12 protein-coding genes, 1 tRNA gene and 1 riboswitch are annotated in these 16299 nt (G+C 65.6%); of the genes, 8 read left to right on the top strand and 5 right to left on the bottom strand.

Going from position 1 to position 16299, the window contains the following annotated elements; all coding sequences use genetic code 11:
- Positions 1-3: 3 nt before the first annotated feature.
- The 3 genes from N0K08_RS14195 to N0K08_RS14185 all read right to left on the bottom strand — a co-directional run bounded on the left by N0K08_RS14195 (position 4) and on the right by N0K08_RS14185 (position 3622).
- Positions 4-2052, bottom strand: a complete 2049-nt coding sequence (locus N0K08_RS14195; protein WP_261501044.1) for a TonB-dependent receptor — start codon at positions 2050-2052, stop codon at positions 4-6.
- Positions 2053-2268: 216 nt separating this feature from the next.
- A riboswitch (cobalamin riboswitch) is annotated at positions 2269-2521 on the bottom strand.
- A gap of 119 nt (positions 2522-2640) precedes the next feature.
- A tRNA-Val gene (locus tag N0K08_RS14190) sits at positions 2641-2715 on the bottom strand.
- Between the two features lie 157 nt (positions 2716-2872).
- Positions 2873-3622, bottom strand: coding sequence for a GntR family transcriptional regulator (locus N0K08_RS14185; protein ID WP_261501043.1), 750 nt, complete (start codon positions 3620-3622; stop codon positions 2873-2875).
- Between the two features lie 120 nt (positions 3623-3742).
- Between N0K08_RS14185 and N0K08_RS14180 the strand changes: the two genes are divergently transcribed.
- From N0K08_RS14180 to N0K08_RS14170, 3 genes are all read left to right on the top strand, one after another.
- Positions 3743-5473 (top strand): acetolactate synthase catalytic subunit, encoded by a 1731-nt coding sequence (locus N0K08_RS14180; protein WP_261501042.1) that lies wholly within the window; start codon positions 3743-3745, stop codon positions 5471-5473.
- A complete protein-coding gene (locus tag N0K08_RS14175; RefSeq protein WP_261501041.1) occupies positions 5470-6237 on the top strand; it encodes a 3-oxoacyl-ACP reductase in 768 nt (255 codons plus the stop codon). Before N0K08_RS14180 ends, N0K08_RS14175 begins: the two co-directional genes overlap by 4 nt.
- A 68-nt stretch (positions 6238-6305) precedes the next feature.
- A complete protein-coding gene (locus tag N0K08_RS14170; RefSeq protein WP_261501040.1) occupies positions 6306-7286 on the top strand; it encodes a Bug family tripartite tricarboxylate transporter substrate binding protein in 981 nt (326 codons plus the stop codon).
- Between the two features lie 10 nt (positions 7287-7296).
- On the opposite strand, the gene N0K08_RS14165 is transcribed toward N0K08_RS14170, so the two are convergent.
- Both N0K08_RS14165 and N0K08_RS14160 read right to left on the bottom strand, forming a co-directional pair.
- Positions 7297-9645, bottom strand: coding sequence for a molybdopterin guanine dinucleotide-containing S/N-oxide reductase (locus N0K08_RS14165; RefSeq protein WP_261501039.1), 2349 nt, complete (start codon positions 9643-9645; stop codon positions 7297-7299).
- A gap of 84 nt (positions 9646-9729) precedes the next feature.
- Positions 9730-10494, bottom strand: coding sequence for an IclR family transcriptional regulator (locus N0K08_RS14160; protein WP_261501038.1), 765 nt, complete (start codon positions 10492-10494; stop codon positions 9730-9732).
- A gap of 319 nt (positions 10495-10813) precedes the next feature.
- Here N0K08_RS14160 and N0K08_RS14155 point away from each other — a divergent pair, with 319 nt between their 5' ends.
- The 5 genes from N0K08_RS14155 to N0K08_RS14135 are packed head-to-tail and all read left to right on the top strand — an operon-like array spanning position 10814 to position 16269.
- On the top strand, positions 10814-11980 hold the full coding sequence (locus N0K08_RS14155; RefSeq protein ID WP_261501037.1) for a CaiB/BaiF CoA transferase family protein: 1167 nt from the start codon (positions 10814-10816) through the stop codon (positions 11978-11980).
- Complete coding sequence (locus N0K08_RS14150) at positions 11980-12570, top strand: cysteine dioxygenase family protein (RefSeq protein ID WP_261501036.1); 591 nt, start codon at positions 11980-11982, stop codon at positions 12568-12570. The genes N0K08_RS14155 and N0K08_RS14150 overlap by 1 nt, the downstream gene beginning before the upstream one ends.
- Positions 12567-13328 (top strand): enoyl-CoA hydratase/isomerase family protein, encoded by a 762-nt coding sequence (locus N0K08_RS14145; protein ID WP_261501035.1) that lies wholly within the window; start codon positions 12567-12569, stop codon positions 13326-13328. The genes N0K08_RS14150 and N0K08_RS14145 overlap by 4 nt, the downstream gene beginning before the upstream one ends.
- 35 nt (positions 13329-13363) lie before the next feature.
- Positions 13364-15487: an acetate--CoA ligase family protein gene (locus tag N0K08_RS14140; RefSeq protein ID WP_261501034.1), complete on the top strand. Its 2124-nt coding sequence runs from the start codon at positions 13364-13366 to the stop codon at positions 15485-15487.
- Between the two features lie 44 nt (positions 15488-15531).
- A complete protein-coding gene (locus N0K08_RS14135; RefSeq protein ID WP_261501033.1) occupies positions 15532-16269 on the top strand; it encodes an enoyl-CoA hydratase/isomerase family protein in 738 nt (245 codons plus the stop codon).
- Positions 16270-16299: the final 30 nt, after the last annotated feature.

The following is a 16299-nucleotide window of genomic DNA, read 5'->3' as shown; positions in this document are numbered from 1 at the left end:
GGCTTAGAAGCGCACGTGGGCGGCCAACTCGACGCTGCGGCGGTTGCCCAGCAGCCACTGGGTGCTGCCATAGGCCGAGGCCGCGTAAGTCTTGTTGGTCAGATTGCGCGCCACCAGATTCAGCGTGGTCCTGGGGTTGAGCTGCCAGCCCAGCACCGCATCCGCCACCGTATACGCCGGCAAGGCCGAGGTATTGGCGTTGTCGTTGTAGCGATTGCCCACATGGCGCAGCCCCAGGGACGCACGCCAGTCGCCCGTCTTGTAGTGGGCCCAGACGTTGGCCGAGTAGCGCGGCACGTTGGCGGGCCGGTTGCCCGAGCGGTCCATGCCGGCGCTGCCTTCGCGCAGCGTATCGAAGCGGGCATCCACATAGGCCAGGTTGCCTTCAACGCGCAAGGACTTCGTGGCATGCAGCACCGAAGTGAACTCCACCCCGGTGGAAGACTGCTGCCCACCCTGGATGGACTCGGACGGACGGTTGGGATCGCGGGTGATGATGTCCTTCTTGGTGATGTCGAACACCGCCAGCGTCCATTCGCCGCGCCCCTCGGGCAGTTGCTGCTTGAAGCCGACTTCCACCTGGCGGCCCTGGGTCAGGCTGAAGCCCGACGAGGACTTGTTCAGCGACAGCAGGCTGGTCACCGGGTCATGGCCGGCGCTCAGCTGGGCATAGACACTGCTGCGCGCGCTGATGCGGTGCGTCAGGCCCAGGCGCCAGGAAGTGCCTCCCAGGAACTTGTCGAATGCCGCGCCGTTCACCAAATCCTGGCGATCGAAGTCATACATGTCGCGGCGCACGCCGGCCATCAACTGCCATTGCGGGTGCAGTTGCCAGACATCTTCCAGATAGAGGGCGTTCTGCCGGATCCTGGAAGCCACGCGGGCCCGGTAGGCATCCGGGCTGTCCCAATAGCCGTTGCGTGTATTCCAGGCCGACACCTGCGATTCGCCACCGTAGGGCGAGTTGCTGGCCACCGTGAGCTTGGCTTCGGACAGGTCCCAGCCCATGGCGATCTGGTGGTCGGCAGGCGCCATGACCCAGCCCAGGCGGTTGCCGGTCTGCGCCAGATCGTGGCCGATCTGCAGATAGTCGTAACGATCCACCGTGCCAGCGGCCCTGTCGTAGCTGTAGCCTTCGATATTCTTCCAGTGGCGGTCGGCCTTGAAATGGTAGAGCTCATTGCGCAGCGTCATGCCGTCCCGCGGCTGCCACTGCAGCTTGGCCTTGTAGCGCTGGTCCTTGTAGTGGATATCGCTGTCCAGGAAGTTGAAATTCTTGTCGCGCAGCTCGGTGGCCAGGCGGCCATCCACCACGGGCGTGCCGAAGTAACGCTCGGGCTTCTGGTCGCTGAAGTCGGCCGTCAAGTCCACTTGCAGATCGCCACGCGGCTGCCAGCGCAGGCCACTCATCAGCTTCTGGCTGTCGCTGCGGCCCAGATCCCGCTCGCCGTCGCTGCGCTCGCCATAGGCGTCGACGCGGTAGCTCCATTCCTGGCCCAGTGCGCCGCTGGCACCGATGCCGGCGCGGACCGTGCCATGCGCGCCTGCGCCCAGCAGGACTTCGGTCGCGCGCTCGCGGCTGGGCTGCTTGCGGATGGCGTTGACCGTCGCGCCCATGGTGCCGCTGCCATACATCAGCGAGCCCGGGCCGCGCAGCACTTCAAAGCGCTCGTAGCCCCAGCTGTTGCTCGGGTAGGTGGTCGTGCCCGCGGCCACGCCCAGGACCAGGCCATCTTCGGCCACGCCCACGGAATCGACGCCATCAAAGCCGCGGCTGGCGAACGACAGGCCGCCGTTGCCGGGCGAGCCGGTCGCCGTCAGGCCTACCGTGCGGCTGACCGCATCCCCCACCGCATGGTCCGCGCGTTCGCTGACCTGCTCCGCCGACACACTGTCCAGGCTGGCCGGCAGATCCTGAATGGGCACGGCCACATAGGAGCCCGAACGCGAAGGCCGATCCAGCTGCAAAGCCGGGTCGTCGCGCGAATCCTTGACCAGCACATCGGGCAGCGCCGCCTGCGCCATGGCGGCCAGGGGAAAGGCCAGCTGCACCGCGGCGCAGCCGATAGTCAGGAAAAAACGGGGGGAAGAAAAAAGACGAACGCGCTCAGCAGAGCGCAAGCATGTGTAAGGCATTGGAACAAAAGGCTCATACCACCTGATGTGAAGGCCGCACACATGGCACCTTGCCGCCCACGGGGAACGGCAAAGCGCAAATAGGCCGCCGTCCACACCCCGCAGACAGTTTTGAGAACGATGCGCAAAGCGCACCACGACTATCCTCAGGCCGGTCTCCGGGCTCACAGGCGGCGCGATGCGCCAGATCCGGCCTTCCCAAACGTTCAACCCTTATCGTGGATAAGAATCGCTATCGTTCAGTGGCTGGGCCCCCTGCGGGGCTCCGTCGGATGGTTTCCTGTCTACCGTTGCGGGGGCAGCCAAGGCTTGAGGCCTTGCGGCCTGTACCTTGTTCCCGTTTCACTCGCATCTGCATGCGAACACCTGAAGCAGTTTGCCAAATCATTGGCAGCGCGAATTCTAGCAGTGACGCAGCAAAATAGGGGCGGTTTGGGGCCCGGCGGCAAACGCCGGCCCCAACGAAAAAAACCTCTTGGATCGCGGATCCAAGAGGTTTTTGTCTGGTGGGTAATACATGGTTCGAACATGTGACCCCTGCCGTGTGAAGGCAGTGCTCTACCACTGAGCTAATCACCCTGAACTGTTGTGCCAGCCATTGACTGGTCAATGCCCAAATTCTAACAGCGCGGCAAAGGGCTGCCAGGCAAAAAACCGCATTTTTTTGCCCCATGCCCCCGACTGCGTGGGCCCGGAATGCATTTCCCTGGAACGCCCGACGCATCAGGCCCGGGGCTTACTGCTCGTGCTGGATCTTGCGCCCGCGCTTGGCCCGGGTTCTGAGCAGCTCCATCTTCTGGAACGACTGCACCGTCAGCGCTTCGGGACTGACTTTGTCTCTGAGCACCTGCAGGATTTTCTCGCCGTGCTCCGAGCCATCTTGCGCTATGGCTTTTTCCAGCAGATGGCGGTCCTGGGTGCGCATGGCCAGGATGACATCCTCATGGGCGTGGTGTCCCGACACATCCATGGGACGGCCTTCCTCGTAGAGGAAGCGGATGCTGGGCCCCGTGATGGCCCACAGCGAGCGCAGCAGCGACATCAGATACGGCATCCTGTCCTGGCCGTAGAGCGCGAAATGGAATTGCACGTTCTTGCGCAGAATCGTCGCCACATCTCCCACGGCCTTGGCCTGGAGCAGTTCACCGTGGATCTGCTCCAGCCTGTGCGTGCCCTGCTGGGTCCAGTCCTGCATGCCCGCCGTTGCCGCCATGATTTCCAGCTGTATCCGGATGGAACGCACTTCCGCCAGTCCCGCGACGGTAGGCATGGGCACACGCACCGTGAATCCGCGCTGCCCCACGAGGATGTCCTTGGCCACCAGTTGAAGCAGCGCTTCGCGGATGGGCGTCTGGCTCAGGCCTTTGAATTCCCCGTCCTCGGTCATCTCTCTGAGCTTGAAAGCATGGCCGGGCATGTACTCGGCATGTATCAGTTTTTCAAGAATGCGCTCACGCACGACATCCGTATGGTTTTGCTCGGCCACGGCCATATCCCCAAGGGTTACCCCTATTGATTCCAGTTTTTGCCACTGTTCAACTATGTTGGTTGCTGCATTATTTTATAAAAAAATGCATTCCCATCCTGTTGCACGAAACCTGTCTCCATGCTGAAACCTCTCTCCAACCCCGGCCTCAACGCGCACGACACTGTAGGGCACATTGTCGCCAGAACGCTGCAAAGACACGGCATCACCCAATTCTTCGGCCAAAGCCTGCCCAGCATGTTCGTGCTGGCGGCCGAGGAAATGGGGATGCGGCAAATTGCCTATAGAACGGAAAATGCCGGCGGCTACATGGCCGATGCCTATGCCCGCATGAGCAACACGCCCGCCGTCATCACCGCGCAGAACGGCCCGGCCGCGACCTTGCTGGTCGCGCCGCTGGCCGAAGCCCTCAAAGTCTCCATTCCCGTGATCGCCCTGGTGCAGGACGTTGCCCGCGACCAGACCGACAAGAACGCTTTCCAGGACCTGGACCATATCGGCCTGTTCAAGCCCGTCACCAAATGGGTGCGCCGCGTCGACCAGGCTTCGCGCGTGGAAGACTATGTGGAGCAGGCCATCATCGCCGCCTGCAGCGGCCGCCCGGGCCCGGTTGCGCTGATGCTGCCCGCCGACCTGCTCACCGAAGCCGGCGTTTCCTCTTCCGTGCCACGCACCTCCAACCTGGGCCGCTTTCCCCTGGACCGTTCCACGCCCGACCACGCGCTGCTGCGCCAGGCCGTGGATGCCCTGATCCAGGCCAAAAATCCCGTGATCATCGCGGGCGGCGGCGTGCACGGCTCTGGCGCGCACGACGCACTGGTCGAGTTTGCCAATACCGTGAGCATTCCCGTCGGCACCACCAATATGGGCAAGGGCGCGGTGGACGAAAGCGCGCCCCTGTCCCTGGGCGTGATGGCCAATTGCATGGGCCCCAACGGCTCGGGCCGCTATCTCAAGGATTTCATCACCGGCGCCGATGTGATCCTGCTCATCGGCAACCGCACCAACCAGAACGGCACCGACAGCTGGGCGCTGTACCCCAAGAACGCCCGGTTCATCCACCTGGACATCGACGGCCAGGAAATCGGCCGCAACTACGATGCCCTGCGCCTGGTCGGCGATGCCAAGCTGGCACTGCAGGCCATGACGGAAATCGCCAAGGGTGCCGACCTGCGCCAGCGCAGCGCCGGCAAGCAAGCGCTGGTCGCGCGCATTGCCCAGGGCAAGACACAGCACCTGGCCGAATCGCACGACGTGCGCACCAGCAATGCCATGCCCATCCGCCCCGAACGCATCATGCAGGAGCTGAACGCGCTGCTGACCGGCGAGGACACGGTGGTGGCGGATGCCAGCTACTCCACGCTGTGGGTCACCAACTACCTGACGGCCCGCAAACCCGGCCAACGCTTCATCACCCCCCGCGGCCTCGCCGGCCTGGGCTGGGGCATGCCCATGGCCATGGGCGCGCGCCTGGCAAAGCAGGACGGCCAGGTCTTCTGCCTGGTGGGAGATGGCGGCTTCGGTCACGTCTGGTCGGAAATGGAAACCTGCAAGCGCATGGGCATCAAGGTCATCACGCTGCTCATCAACAACGGCATTCTGGGCTACCAAAAGCATGCCGAGAACGTCAAGTTCGGCGAGCACACCTCGGCCGTGGATTTCTCCGGCGTGGACCACGCCGCCATCGCCCGGGCCTGCGGCATCCACGGCGTGCGCGTCAGCGACCCCGCGCGGATTGCCGATGCGCTGCGCACAGCCATGGCCAGCGAGGACTCCACGCTGATCGAAGTCATGTGCACCGAAAACGCGTTCCCCCCCATCACGTTCTACACGCCCGAAAGCAACGCATGAGCAGCACCCAGCAAACACCCCAGCGCGTAGCCCTGGTCACCGGCGCCGCCCAAGGCATTGGGCTGGCCACGGCCATCGAACTGCTCCAGGACGGCCGCAAAGTGGTGCTGACGGATCTGCGCCTGCCCGACCTGTCGGCGCTGCCGGAGTCGCTGCGCGCCAACGCCTTTGCCCAGTTGCTCGATGTTTCCGACCCCGCGGCCTGCCAGAAGCTGGTGGCGGCGATCCGCGAGCAGCACGGCAGCCTGGACATTCTGGTCAACAACGCGGGCATCAGCCTCAAGAACGCGGCCGGACAGTCCAACGGCATCCTGGACGTCGGGCTGGATGAAGTCCAGAAAATGCTGGACATCAACGTCATCGCCATGCTGCGCCTGTGCCAGCTCGTGCTGCCGGGCATGAAGGACAAGCGCTGGGGCCGGATCGTCAACGTCTCGTCGCTGGCCGGCCGCGGCAAATCCATTGTGGCCGGCCCGGCATATATGTTGACCAAGTCCGCCGTGCTGGGACTGAGCCGCTCCATCGCTTCCGAGATGGGCGAGTTCGGCATCACCACCAATTGCGTGGCCCCGGGACGCATCCTCACCCAGATGGCGATGCAAGCCGGCGAAGAAGTGAACCAGCGCTACGCCCAGCAGATTCCGGTCAAGCGCATCGGCGAGCCCGCGGAAGTGGGCGCCGCCATCCGCTATCTGTGCAGCGAAGCCGCGGGCTTCACCAATGGGGCCGTGATCGACGTCAACGGCGGCTTCCTCATGGGCTGAGCCGGACCACCACAGGCCAGAATTTCAATCATCTGCCACAGAGATGGCAGCTCCAGAAGGCGAGACAAATGCGCTACCCCCTCCTTGCATCCAAACGTTCTTTTCTCCTTGCCTGCGCGGCTTCGGTCTGCGCTCCTTTGGCGGCATGGGCCGACGATGCGGCCCGGTTCCCCGAGCGGGAACTGACCATGATCATCAACTATGGCGCGGGCGGCAACACGGACGTCGCGGCCCGGGCCATAGGCAATGGCATGGAAAGCATTCTGAAGAAGCCGGTGGTGCCGAACAATCGCGGCGGAGCCCAGGGCACGCTGGGCGTATCGAGTCTCGCCAAGCAAAAGACCGACGGCTACACCCTGGGCATCGTCACTTTTTCCACCATCGCCATCACCCCCCATCTGATGAACGTCGACTACACGGTGGACAATTTCGACTTCATCGCCGGTGTGGCCCGCTACCGCTATGGCGTCGCGGTGCGTGCGGACTCCCCCTACAAGACCATGCAGGACCTGGTCGCCGCGTCCAAGACCGGCAAGGGCGTCTTCTTTGGCGCGCCCTCGGCGCCCAACAATATTGCGCTGTTCGAGCTGGGCCGCAAGACCGGCGGCAAGTTCGAACAGGTGAGCTACAAGTCAGGCGCGGAGACCGTGGCCGCCCTGCTCGGCGGACATGTGGATGTCATCGTGCAGAACCCGTCCGACATCGTGCCCCACGTGAAGGCCGGCAAGATGCGCTTTCTGGCCAGTGCCAGCCCCATGCGCTGGAAAGAGCTGCCGGAGGTGGCGACGCTCAAGGAACAGGGCTATGACGTGGAAATCGACTCCTGGATCGGCCTGGCCTACCCCAAGGGAACGCCCAAGGACCTGCGCGACAAGATGGAACGGGTGGCGATGACCGCCGCGGGCAGCCCCCAACTGGCCAGGATCTTCGAGACCGCCGGCGTGGACCCTGCCACCTTGAGCGGCGCCGAGTACCGGCAAAAGCTGATCGAGGGGCGCGACGCCATGGGCGTGGCCATCAAGGCCGCCAATCTGCCGCGCATGAACTGAGCCGGGCAGGTCAAGCCCCGTCGCTGGACCGCATCTTGCCGCGGTCCAGCGCTTCCAGCGCCGGCCGGTCATAGGCCGTCACCGGCGGCAGTTCGCCGTTGAAGCGCTCCAGCTGCACCAGGCAGGTCTGGGCCGCGCAGCCCTGGGACAGGCGTGAAGCGCCCTGGTCGCAAGTCAGCACATTGGGATTGCCGTGCTTGTCCAGCGTGTCCGCTTCGCCCGCGGCGACAGGGTCCCACCAGGCGCCCGTGGACATGCGCACCACGCCGGGCATCACGGTTTCGTTCACCACCGCGCCCGCCAGGCAGGCGCCGCGGGCATTGAAAACGCGCACCACGTCGCCCGCGGCAATGCCGCGCGCCTTGGCATCGCCCGGGTGCAGCACGATGGGCTCGCGGCCCTGCACCTTGTTGGCCAGGCTGTAGGCGGAAAAATCCAGCTGGCTGTGCAGCTTGGTATGCGGCTGGTCGGAAATCAGGTGCAGCGGATGGACGGCCGCAGCCGCCGCGCCCAGCCATTCGCGCGGTGCCTGCCACACGGCATGGCCGGGGCAATCGTCATAGGCAAATCCCGTGATCCTCGCCGAAGCGATCTCTATGCGGCCGCTGGGTGTCTTGAGCGCATGGGCGACAGGGTCGGCGCGGAAGGCTTCGAGCATCACCACGGGCTGCTTCGCGGCGGGCAGCCGGAACTCGCCGGCCCGCCAGAAATCATCGAACGACGGCAGCTCCACGCCCAGCGGCCGGGCACGCTCGGCCGACTCCTCGTAGAGATGGCGCAGCCACTGCGCCGTGTCGCGCCCTTCGGTATAGACCTCCCCTGCACCCAGGCGCCGGGCCAGGTCCGCGAAGATCGCATAGTCGTCACGCGCCTGGCCTGGCGCAGGCATCACCGCCTTCATGGCGACCAGCAGCGGCTCGCGCGTGGCAAAGCCGATGTCGTCGCGCTCCAGGGTGGACGTGGCCGGCAGCACGATATCGGCCATCTTGGCGTGTGCATTCCAGACCTGCTCGTGCACGATGATGGTCGAAGGCTTGCGCCAGGCGCGCGCCAGCCGGTTCAGGTCCTGGTGGTGGTGAAAAGGATTGCCGCCAGCCCAGTAGATCAGGTCGATGTCGGGGTAGACATGGCTGGCGCCGTTGTAATCGAAGCGGGCACCCGGGTGCAGCAGCATGTCCGCGATGCGGGCCACGGGGATGAAGGCCGCGACGGCATTGCGGCCCTGAGACAAGGTGGGTCCGGGAAATTTCGTGTGCGGGCTGCCCATCAGATTGGCCGGCCCATAGGCCACGCCCAGGCCGCCACCGGGCAGGCCGATCTGTCCCAGCACAGAAGCCAGCGACAGTGCCGCCCAGTAAGGCTGCTCGCCATGGTCGGCGCGCTGCAAGGACCAGGCGATGTTGACGAACGACCGGGTCCCGGCCATGTCCAGCGCCAGCTGGCGCAGCACCGGCGCGGGAATGCCGGTAATGCCGGCGGCCCACTCGGCGTTCTTGGCCACGCCGTCGCTTTCGCCATTCAGGTACGCCCACCAGGCATCAAAGCCCACGCAGTGGCTTTGCAGGAAAGCCGTCGCATGCCGCCCAGCCTGCACCACTTCAAAGGCCATGGCCAGCAAGGCCGCGGCATCGGTGTTGGGACGGATGGGAATCCATTCCACCGAACCCGCGGGTGCGTCGAAGTTGTCGCTGACCGGGCTGATGTTGACCATGCGGCAGCCGGCGCGGGCCAGCCCTGCGAGGCCGGGACGCAGGCGGTGCTCGGCCGCTCCGCCGGCGCTGACCTGGGCATTCTTCGCGGGAATGCCGCCAAATGCCACCAACAGCCGGGTGTTGGCCTGCATCACGTCCCAGCCGTGGTGCATGGCCATGAGCTCATCCATGGGGGCGATGACATGCGGCATCAGCACACGCGCGGCACCCAGGCTGTAGCTGTCCACGCTGCGCACATAGCCGCCCACGGCATTGAGCAGGCGGTGCACCTGGCTTTGCGCGTGGTGAAAGCGCCCGGCGCTGGACCAGCCATAGGAGCCGCCGAAGATGGCCTGGTTGCCGTGCTGGCTGCGCACCCGCTCTATGTCCTGGGCCACCAGGTCCAGCGCATGCTCCCATTCGACTTCGACGAAGGGCTCGCGGCCGCGCAACTCGGGCCTGGCGCCCGGGCCTTCGTACAGCCAGCTGCGGCGCACCGCGGGCCGGTGCACACGCACGGGTGAACGGTAGGCATCCCACATGGCCAGGCCGATGGGGGAAGGATCCGGATCCTCGGCCAGCGCTTTCAGCCCCCGGACCCGGCCCTCATGCCGGTCTACCTCGTAGACGCCCCAATGGGCGGAAGTCAGCTCGCGTTCTTGTGTCATCGCCTGTGCTCCGGGCACTGCATGTGCCGCGTCGCATCCTATAACGATTCCATATTTCGAAATAAATGTTCTACATTTCAGAATTCAGCGCCACAGCGGAACCGCATACCGGGCACCCAATCGCTCCGAGATCTGCGCCGCGGCTTCCACTACCAGCGGTGCGAATTCCTTGATCTGCGCGGCCTTGAAACGCTCTTTCGGCCCGGACAGGCCCAGGGCCGCGACCACATGGCCGCTGACATCGGTCACCGGCGAAGCGATGCCGCAGACGTTTTCGCTCCATTCGCCCTTGTTCACGGCGAAACCCTGGCTGCGCACGCGCGCCATCTCCTGCAGGAACTTGTCCGCATCGACGATGGACTGCGGGGTGCGCGCCACCAGGGTCTGCGCCAGGACTTGCAAGGCATCGGCCGAGCGGAACGCCAGCATGGCCTTGCCCGTGGCCACGCAGGACGCGCTCGCCCGGCCGCCGATCTGCGTATAGGCCCGCACCGGGTTGGGACTGTCGAGCTTGTGCACGTAGACCACCTCATCGCCGTCGAGCACGGACAGATGGACCGTCTCCCGGGTCTGGGCCAGCAAGCGCTCCATCACCTGCTCGGCATGCACGCGCAAATCCAGCTTGGACAGCACGGCCGAGCCCAGTTCCCAGAGCTTGATGGCCGCGGTGTAACGCCCGCTGCTTTCGTCGCGCACGATGTAGCGCGTTTCCGTCAACGCCTGCAGCAGCCGGTGCACATTGCTTTTGGCCAGGTTCAGCTCGGTGGCAATTTCCGTCAGCCCCAGCGCCCTGTCGCTATGGGCCAGCAGTTCGATGATGGACAGTCCCTTGACGAGGGTGTTGTTCATGGATGTCGCCCGGTGAATGCCAGAAATCATTGCTTCAGGCGGATTCCTGATGGATGTTTATGGCATTTTCAAATTATAAAACTGTCGTTCCATATTTCAGAAATCTCCGGAATGATCTATGCAGCCATGGGTCACATCCTGGGCAAGCGGCCATGGCACAGCGCCTGCGTGGCACAGAATTTCAATGCGGGTTGGTGATCAACATTTCCACATAATAGAACTGTTGTTATCAATTCAAGAACGACCATAAGATCGTTTGCACGCCCAGGGCGAAAGCCTTGCAAACCCTCTTTGACCGCCTGTTCGCCGCCCCCATGCCATGAAAACCACCGAGACCGCTGCCCTGCCCCTGTCCGGAGTGCGCGTCGTCGAATTCTGTTCGACCGCCTCCGGCCCCTTCTCGACCATGCTCCTGTCGGACATGGGCGCCGATGTGGTGAAGATCGAGCCGCCTACGGGCGACGGCCTGCGCCAGTGGCCGCCGCTCAACGCCGGCTTCAGCGAGAATTTCGCCGCCCTCAACCGCAACAAGCGCTCGGTGGTGCTCAATCTGAAGGACCCCGAAGATCTGGCGCTGGCCCGCAAGCTGATCCTCGAGGCCGATGTGGTCGTCGAGAACAACCGCCCGGGCGTGATGGACCGACTGGGCCTGGGCTATGCCAGTTTTGCCGAGCTCAGGCCGCAGCTGCTGTTCTGCTCGATTTCGGCCTACGGCCAAAGCGGCCCGCGTTCGGGCGAAGGCGGTTTCGACCTCACCATCCAGGCCGCGGCCGGCGTGATGAGCGTCACCGGCGAGCCCGGCGGCGCACCCGTCAAATGCGGCGTGCCGCTGTCGGACTTCGCTTCGGGCCTATATGCGGCGTTTTCCATCGCGGCCATGCTGGCCCAGGTGCGCGCCGGCGGCAAAGGCGCCCACATCGACATTCCCATGTTCGGCTGCACGCTGGGTATCGCGGCGCTGCAGACCAGCGAGTTCTTCGGCAACCAGCGCAGCCCCGTCAAGCTCGGCTCGGCCCATCCGCGCAACGCGCCCTACCAGGCGTTTCGCGCGGGCGACGGCTACTTCGCCATTGCCGCTGGCAACCACAAGCTGTGGCTGGACGTCTGCCGCGTGGTCAATCTGCCCGATCTACCCCAGGACCCGCGCTTTCTGAGCACCACCGACCGCGCCCAGCACCAGGAAGCGCTCAAGGACATCCTGGAGCAGGTATTCACCCAGCAGCCCGTGGCGCACTGGATAGCCGCCTTCAATGCGGCGGGCGTGCCGCATGCACGCATCAACGACTACGCGGCGGCGCTGGCCGACGAACAAACTGAATACATGCAGTGGGTGCAGCCGCTGGAGCTGCCCAACGGCCGCCAGACCCAGACTTTTGCCTCGCCCGTGCGACTCAACGGCCAGGGCTTTGCGATCCGCGGCATGCCGCCCGCGCTGGGCCAGCACACCCAGGAAGTGCGCGACCAGTTCGCCGGAAAGTCCGCCTGATGGCCGCGCAGCGTTTACTCCATTTCGTGGCGGCCATGACGCGTCTGGTCGATGCCCACCCCGGCGACGAAAGCCGGTTGATGGCCGGCGCCACGCCGCTGCTGCGCGATCTGGTGTCCACCGACGATTGGCTGCCCGAAGCCATGGCGGCCGCCCATCCCCAGTACTACCAGCAGCACCTGCTCTACGGCGACCCGCTGGACCGGTTTTCGCTGGTCAGCTTTGTCTGGGGGCCGGGCCAGAAAACGCCAGTCCACGACCATACGGTCTGGGGCCTGATAGGCATGCTGCGCGGCAGCGAGTGTGGCCAGGCCTATGCGCGCCAGGCCAACGGTGCCCTCGTTCCCAGCGGACCCGAGCTGCGTTTGCATCCCGGCGACATCGACAGCGTCTCGCCCACCCTCGGCGACATCCACCTCGTGCGCAATGCCTATGACGACCGCCCGTCGATCAGCATCCACTTGTACGGCGGCAACATCGGCCGCATCGCGCGCCATGTCTTCGTTCCCGAAACCGGGGAAGTCAAACCCTTTGTCTCGGGCTACTCCAACCTGTTCACGCCCAACCTCTGGGCCAAGGAGTCCGCATGAGTGATGCCACCGCGCTGATCGCCACGCGCAGCGGCGCCACGCTGCACCTGCGCCTGAACCGCCCCGACAAGGGCAATGCCTTGTCCGCCGAGCTGGTGGGCGCCTTGACCGCGGCCGTACAGGCGGCCAGCGCCGACGACAGCCTGCGCCTGCTGGTGCTGTCCGGCGAAGGACGGCACTTTTGCACCGGTTTCGATCTGTCCGACCTGGGCGACGAAACCGACGACAGCCTGCTGGCCCGCTTCACCCGCGTCGAACTGCTGCTGCAAGCAGTGCATGCCGCGCCGTTCACCACGCTCGCCCTGGCCCACGGCCGCACCATGGGCGCCGGCGCCGACCTGTTTGCCGCCTGCAGCGAGCGCTGGGTCGTGGACGAAGCGCAGTTTGCGTTTCCCGGCGTGGGCTTCGGCCTGGTGCTGGGCACCTCACGCCTGGGCGACCTCGTCGGGGCCCAGCAGGCCGCGCAGTGGTTGCAATCCGGCGCGACGGTCGATCACCCCACCGCGCTGCAAGCCCGACTGGCCACACGCACCGTGCCGGCCGACGCGCTGAACGACGCTCTGAACGCTTTGCAGGAGCGCGTACAGCGGCTGGACAGCACCGCCTACCGCGCCATCCACGCCGCCTTGGGCACTGCACGCCGGCCGCGCGGCGATGCCGGCGATGCGCAAGACCTGGCGCGGCTGGTGCAGTCGGCCGCGCGCGCCGGCCTGCGCGAACGCATCGTTTCCTACCGGGCCGCCCAGCGCAAGAGCTAAACGCCTTCTCTTCGTCTTTTTTCAGGATGATCACCGTGAACGCACCCCTGTTTCCCACGCCTCTCAAGACCCTGCTCAACCCGCGCTCCGTGGCCGTGATCGGCGCCTCGGAAGACCAGAGCAAATTCGGCGGCCGCCTGTACAAGACGCTGCTGCAGCACCGCTACGCGGGCGCGGTCTACCCCATCAACCCCGGGCGGGACACGCTGTTCGGCCTCAAGACCTTTCCCAACGTGGACGCGACGCCCGAGGCCCCCGACATGGTCATCATGGCCTTGCCGCGCGACAAGGTGAAAGCCGAGATCGCGGCCTGCGCGGCGCGCGGTGCCAAGGCCGGCATCATCATCACTTCCAAGTTCTCCGACGCCGGACCCGAAGGCCTGGCGCTGGAGCAGGACATCGTGGCCACGGCCGCCGAGTACGGCATGCGCCTGATCGGCCCCAACTGCCTGGGCCTGATCAGCCCCGTCAACAAGCTGGTGCTGTGCTCTTCGCCAGCGCTGAATGTGGAGCAGCTGATCGAAGCGCCCATAGGCTTCATCAGCCAGAGCGGCGCACTGATGGGCACGCTGTTCGACAGGGCCCATGGCATGGGCATAGGTTTTTCGCATTGCGTGTCCGTGGGCAACCAGGCCGACCTGGAGCTCAATGACTTTGTCGAGTTCCTGATCGAGGATGAGCGCACCGAGGTGATCTGCAGCTATGTCGAAGGCATCAAATCGCCGGAGCGCTTCGTGGCCCTGGCGCGGCGTGCGCGCGCCGCTGGCAAGCCCTGGCTGATGGTCAAGGCCGGCGCCACCGACGATGGCAGCCGCGCGGCCTACTCCCATACGGCCAGCATGGCCGGCGACTACGCGGCGCTCAAGGCCATTTGCGAGCGCGAGAACGTGGTCATGATGGACGATCCGCTGAACATGCTGAGCCTGGCGCGCGCCATGGTGCGTTACCCGAATCGCCGCGTGCGCGACGTCGCCCTGATCACCACCTCCGGCGGTGGCGGCGCGATCACGGCCGATCAACTGTCCCATGCAGGCATAGGCCTGGCGCGTTTCAACGCCGCCACGCAAACCGGTCTGGCCGAGCACTACGCCGAAGGCCAGGCCGCCAACCCCATCGATATCGGCGGGCGCAAGCACGACGGCACGGCGGAGCTGGGGGTGGTGACGGCCGAAATTGCGTTGAGCGACCCGGCGGTCGACCTGGGCCTGATGGTGCTGACCACGGCGCCTGACGTTCCCGGCCTGACCCGCCAGCTGGCCGACGGCGCCGAACGCCCGTCCGCAGGTCACAAGCCCACGCTGTACGTGATGCTGCCCGGGCGCGTGGCCGCCCCCGCGCGCGCCATGCTGATAGAGCGCGGCCTGCCCTATGTGGACACACTGGCCGAAGCCATGGACATGCTCAAGGCCTGGAAGTCCTGGTCCAACCACCAGGCAGCCGACACGCCCGTGCGCCCGGCCGGCATGGCCGTGACCCGGGCCGCCGCACAGGGCGCACTGGGCGAGGGCCCCAGCAAGGCCTTGCTGGCCCAGGCGGGCATTGCGGTCAACCTCGAACGCCTGGTGCGCAGTGCCGACGAGGCCGTGGCCGCGGCCGCGGACATCGGCTATCCCTTGGTGCTCAAAGTCGCTTCGCCCGACATCGCCCACAAGTCCGACGTGGGCGGCGTGGCCTTGAACATCGCCGATGCCGACGATCTGCGCGCCCGGCTGGCACGCATGCAGGCCCGCCTGGCCCAGGCCGCGCCCCAGGCACGCATTGACGGCTACTCCCTGCAGGCCCAGGAAAGCGGCGAGCTGGAGCTGATCGTCGGCGCGCGGCGCGACGCCCAGTTCGGGCCCCAGGTCGTGGTTGGCGCCGGCGGCGTGCTGGTCGAGCTGCTCAAGGACATTGCCGTGCTGCCCGCGCCCGTCGATGCGAAAAGCGCACGCCGCGCCGTGCTGGCCTTGAAAATCGCGCCCCTGCTGGGCGCCTACCGCGGTCGCGCAGCACTGGATGTCGACGCCATCGTCGACACCATCGTCCGCCTGGGCTGGCTGGCCCACGACCTGGACCAGGCCAGCGGCGACTTCGAGATCGAAGTCAACCCGCTCAAGGTACGCCTGCAAGGCCAGGGCGTGGTCGCCGTGGACGCCCGCGCGCGCATAGGCCAGGCCTGAGCTTTCTTTCCATCCTTCAAAAAACCATCCCGGAGACAAACAAAATGCCCCAAATCACCATAGAACACCACGGCAAGGTCACCCTGTTCACCATCAACCGCCCCGGGCGCAAGAACGCCATCTGCAAGGACACGGCGCTGGAGCTGCAGACCGGCTTCGCCGAGTTCGACGCATCCGAGCAGCGCGTGGCGGTGATCACCGGCGCTGGCGATGACGCCTTCTCGTCGGGCGCCGACGTCAGCAACCTGCCCGAACTGTGGCGCTGCATTCCCGGCTCGGGCTTCACCACCGACAAGCCCATCATTGCGGCCACGGCCGGCTGGGTCGTGGGCGGCGCCATGGTGCTGACCATGATGTGCGACCTGCTGGTGGCGGCGGAGAACACCAAGTTCTCCTACCCCGAAGCCAAGCTGGGCTTCACCGGCGGCATGATCGCCGGCCTGGCCGCGCGCATTCCGCACAAGGTGGCCATGGACTTGATGCTGCTGGGCCGCCCCGTGGGTGCGCAGCGCGCCTACGACGTAGGCCTGGCCAGCGAAATCGCACCCGTGGGCAAGCAGGTCGAAGTCGCCATGGAGCAGGCCCAGACGCTGGCCCAGTCCGCGCCCCTGGTGCTGACCACCATCAAGCGCTTCGTCAACCAGCATGTGCTGCCCAAGAGCCCGTCGGAAGCCATGGCCGAGACCATGCGCCAGCTCAACGTGGTGCGCGAGAGCAACGACATCCAGGAAGGCATGGCCGCATTCCGCGAAAAGCGCACGCCGCTGTACTCCGGCCGCTGATCCCACCCTGTCCCAGACGAATCGGAGCCT

This window comes from Acidovorax bellezanensis, from assembly GCF_025421555.1.
GTDB classification, from domain to species: domain Bacteria; phylum Pseudomonadota; class Gammaproteobacteria; order Burkholderiales; family Burkholderiaceae_C; genus Comamonas; species Comamonas bellezanensis.
The sequence above is the reverse complement of the archived record's forward strand: the minus strand, read 5'-3'. Positions and strand labels throughout refer to the sequence as shown.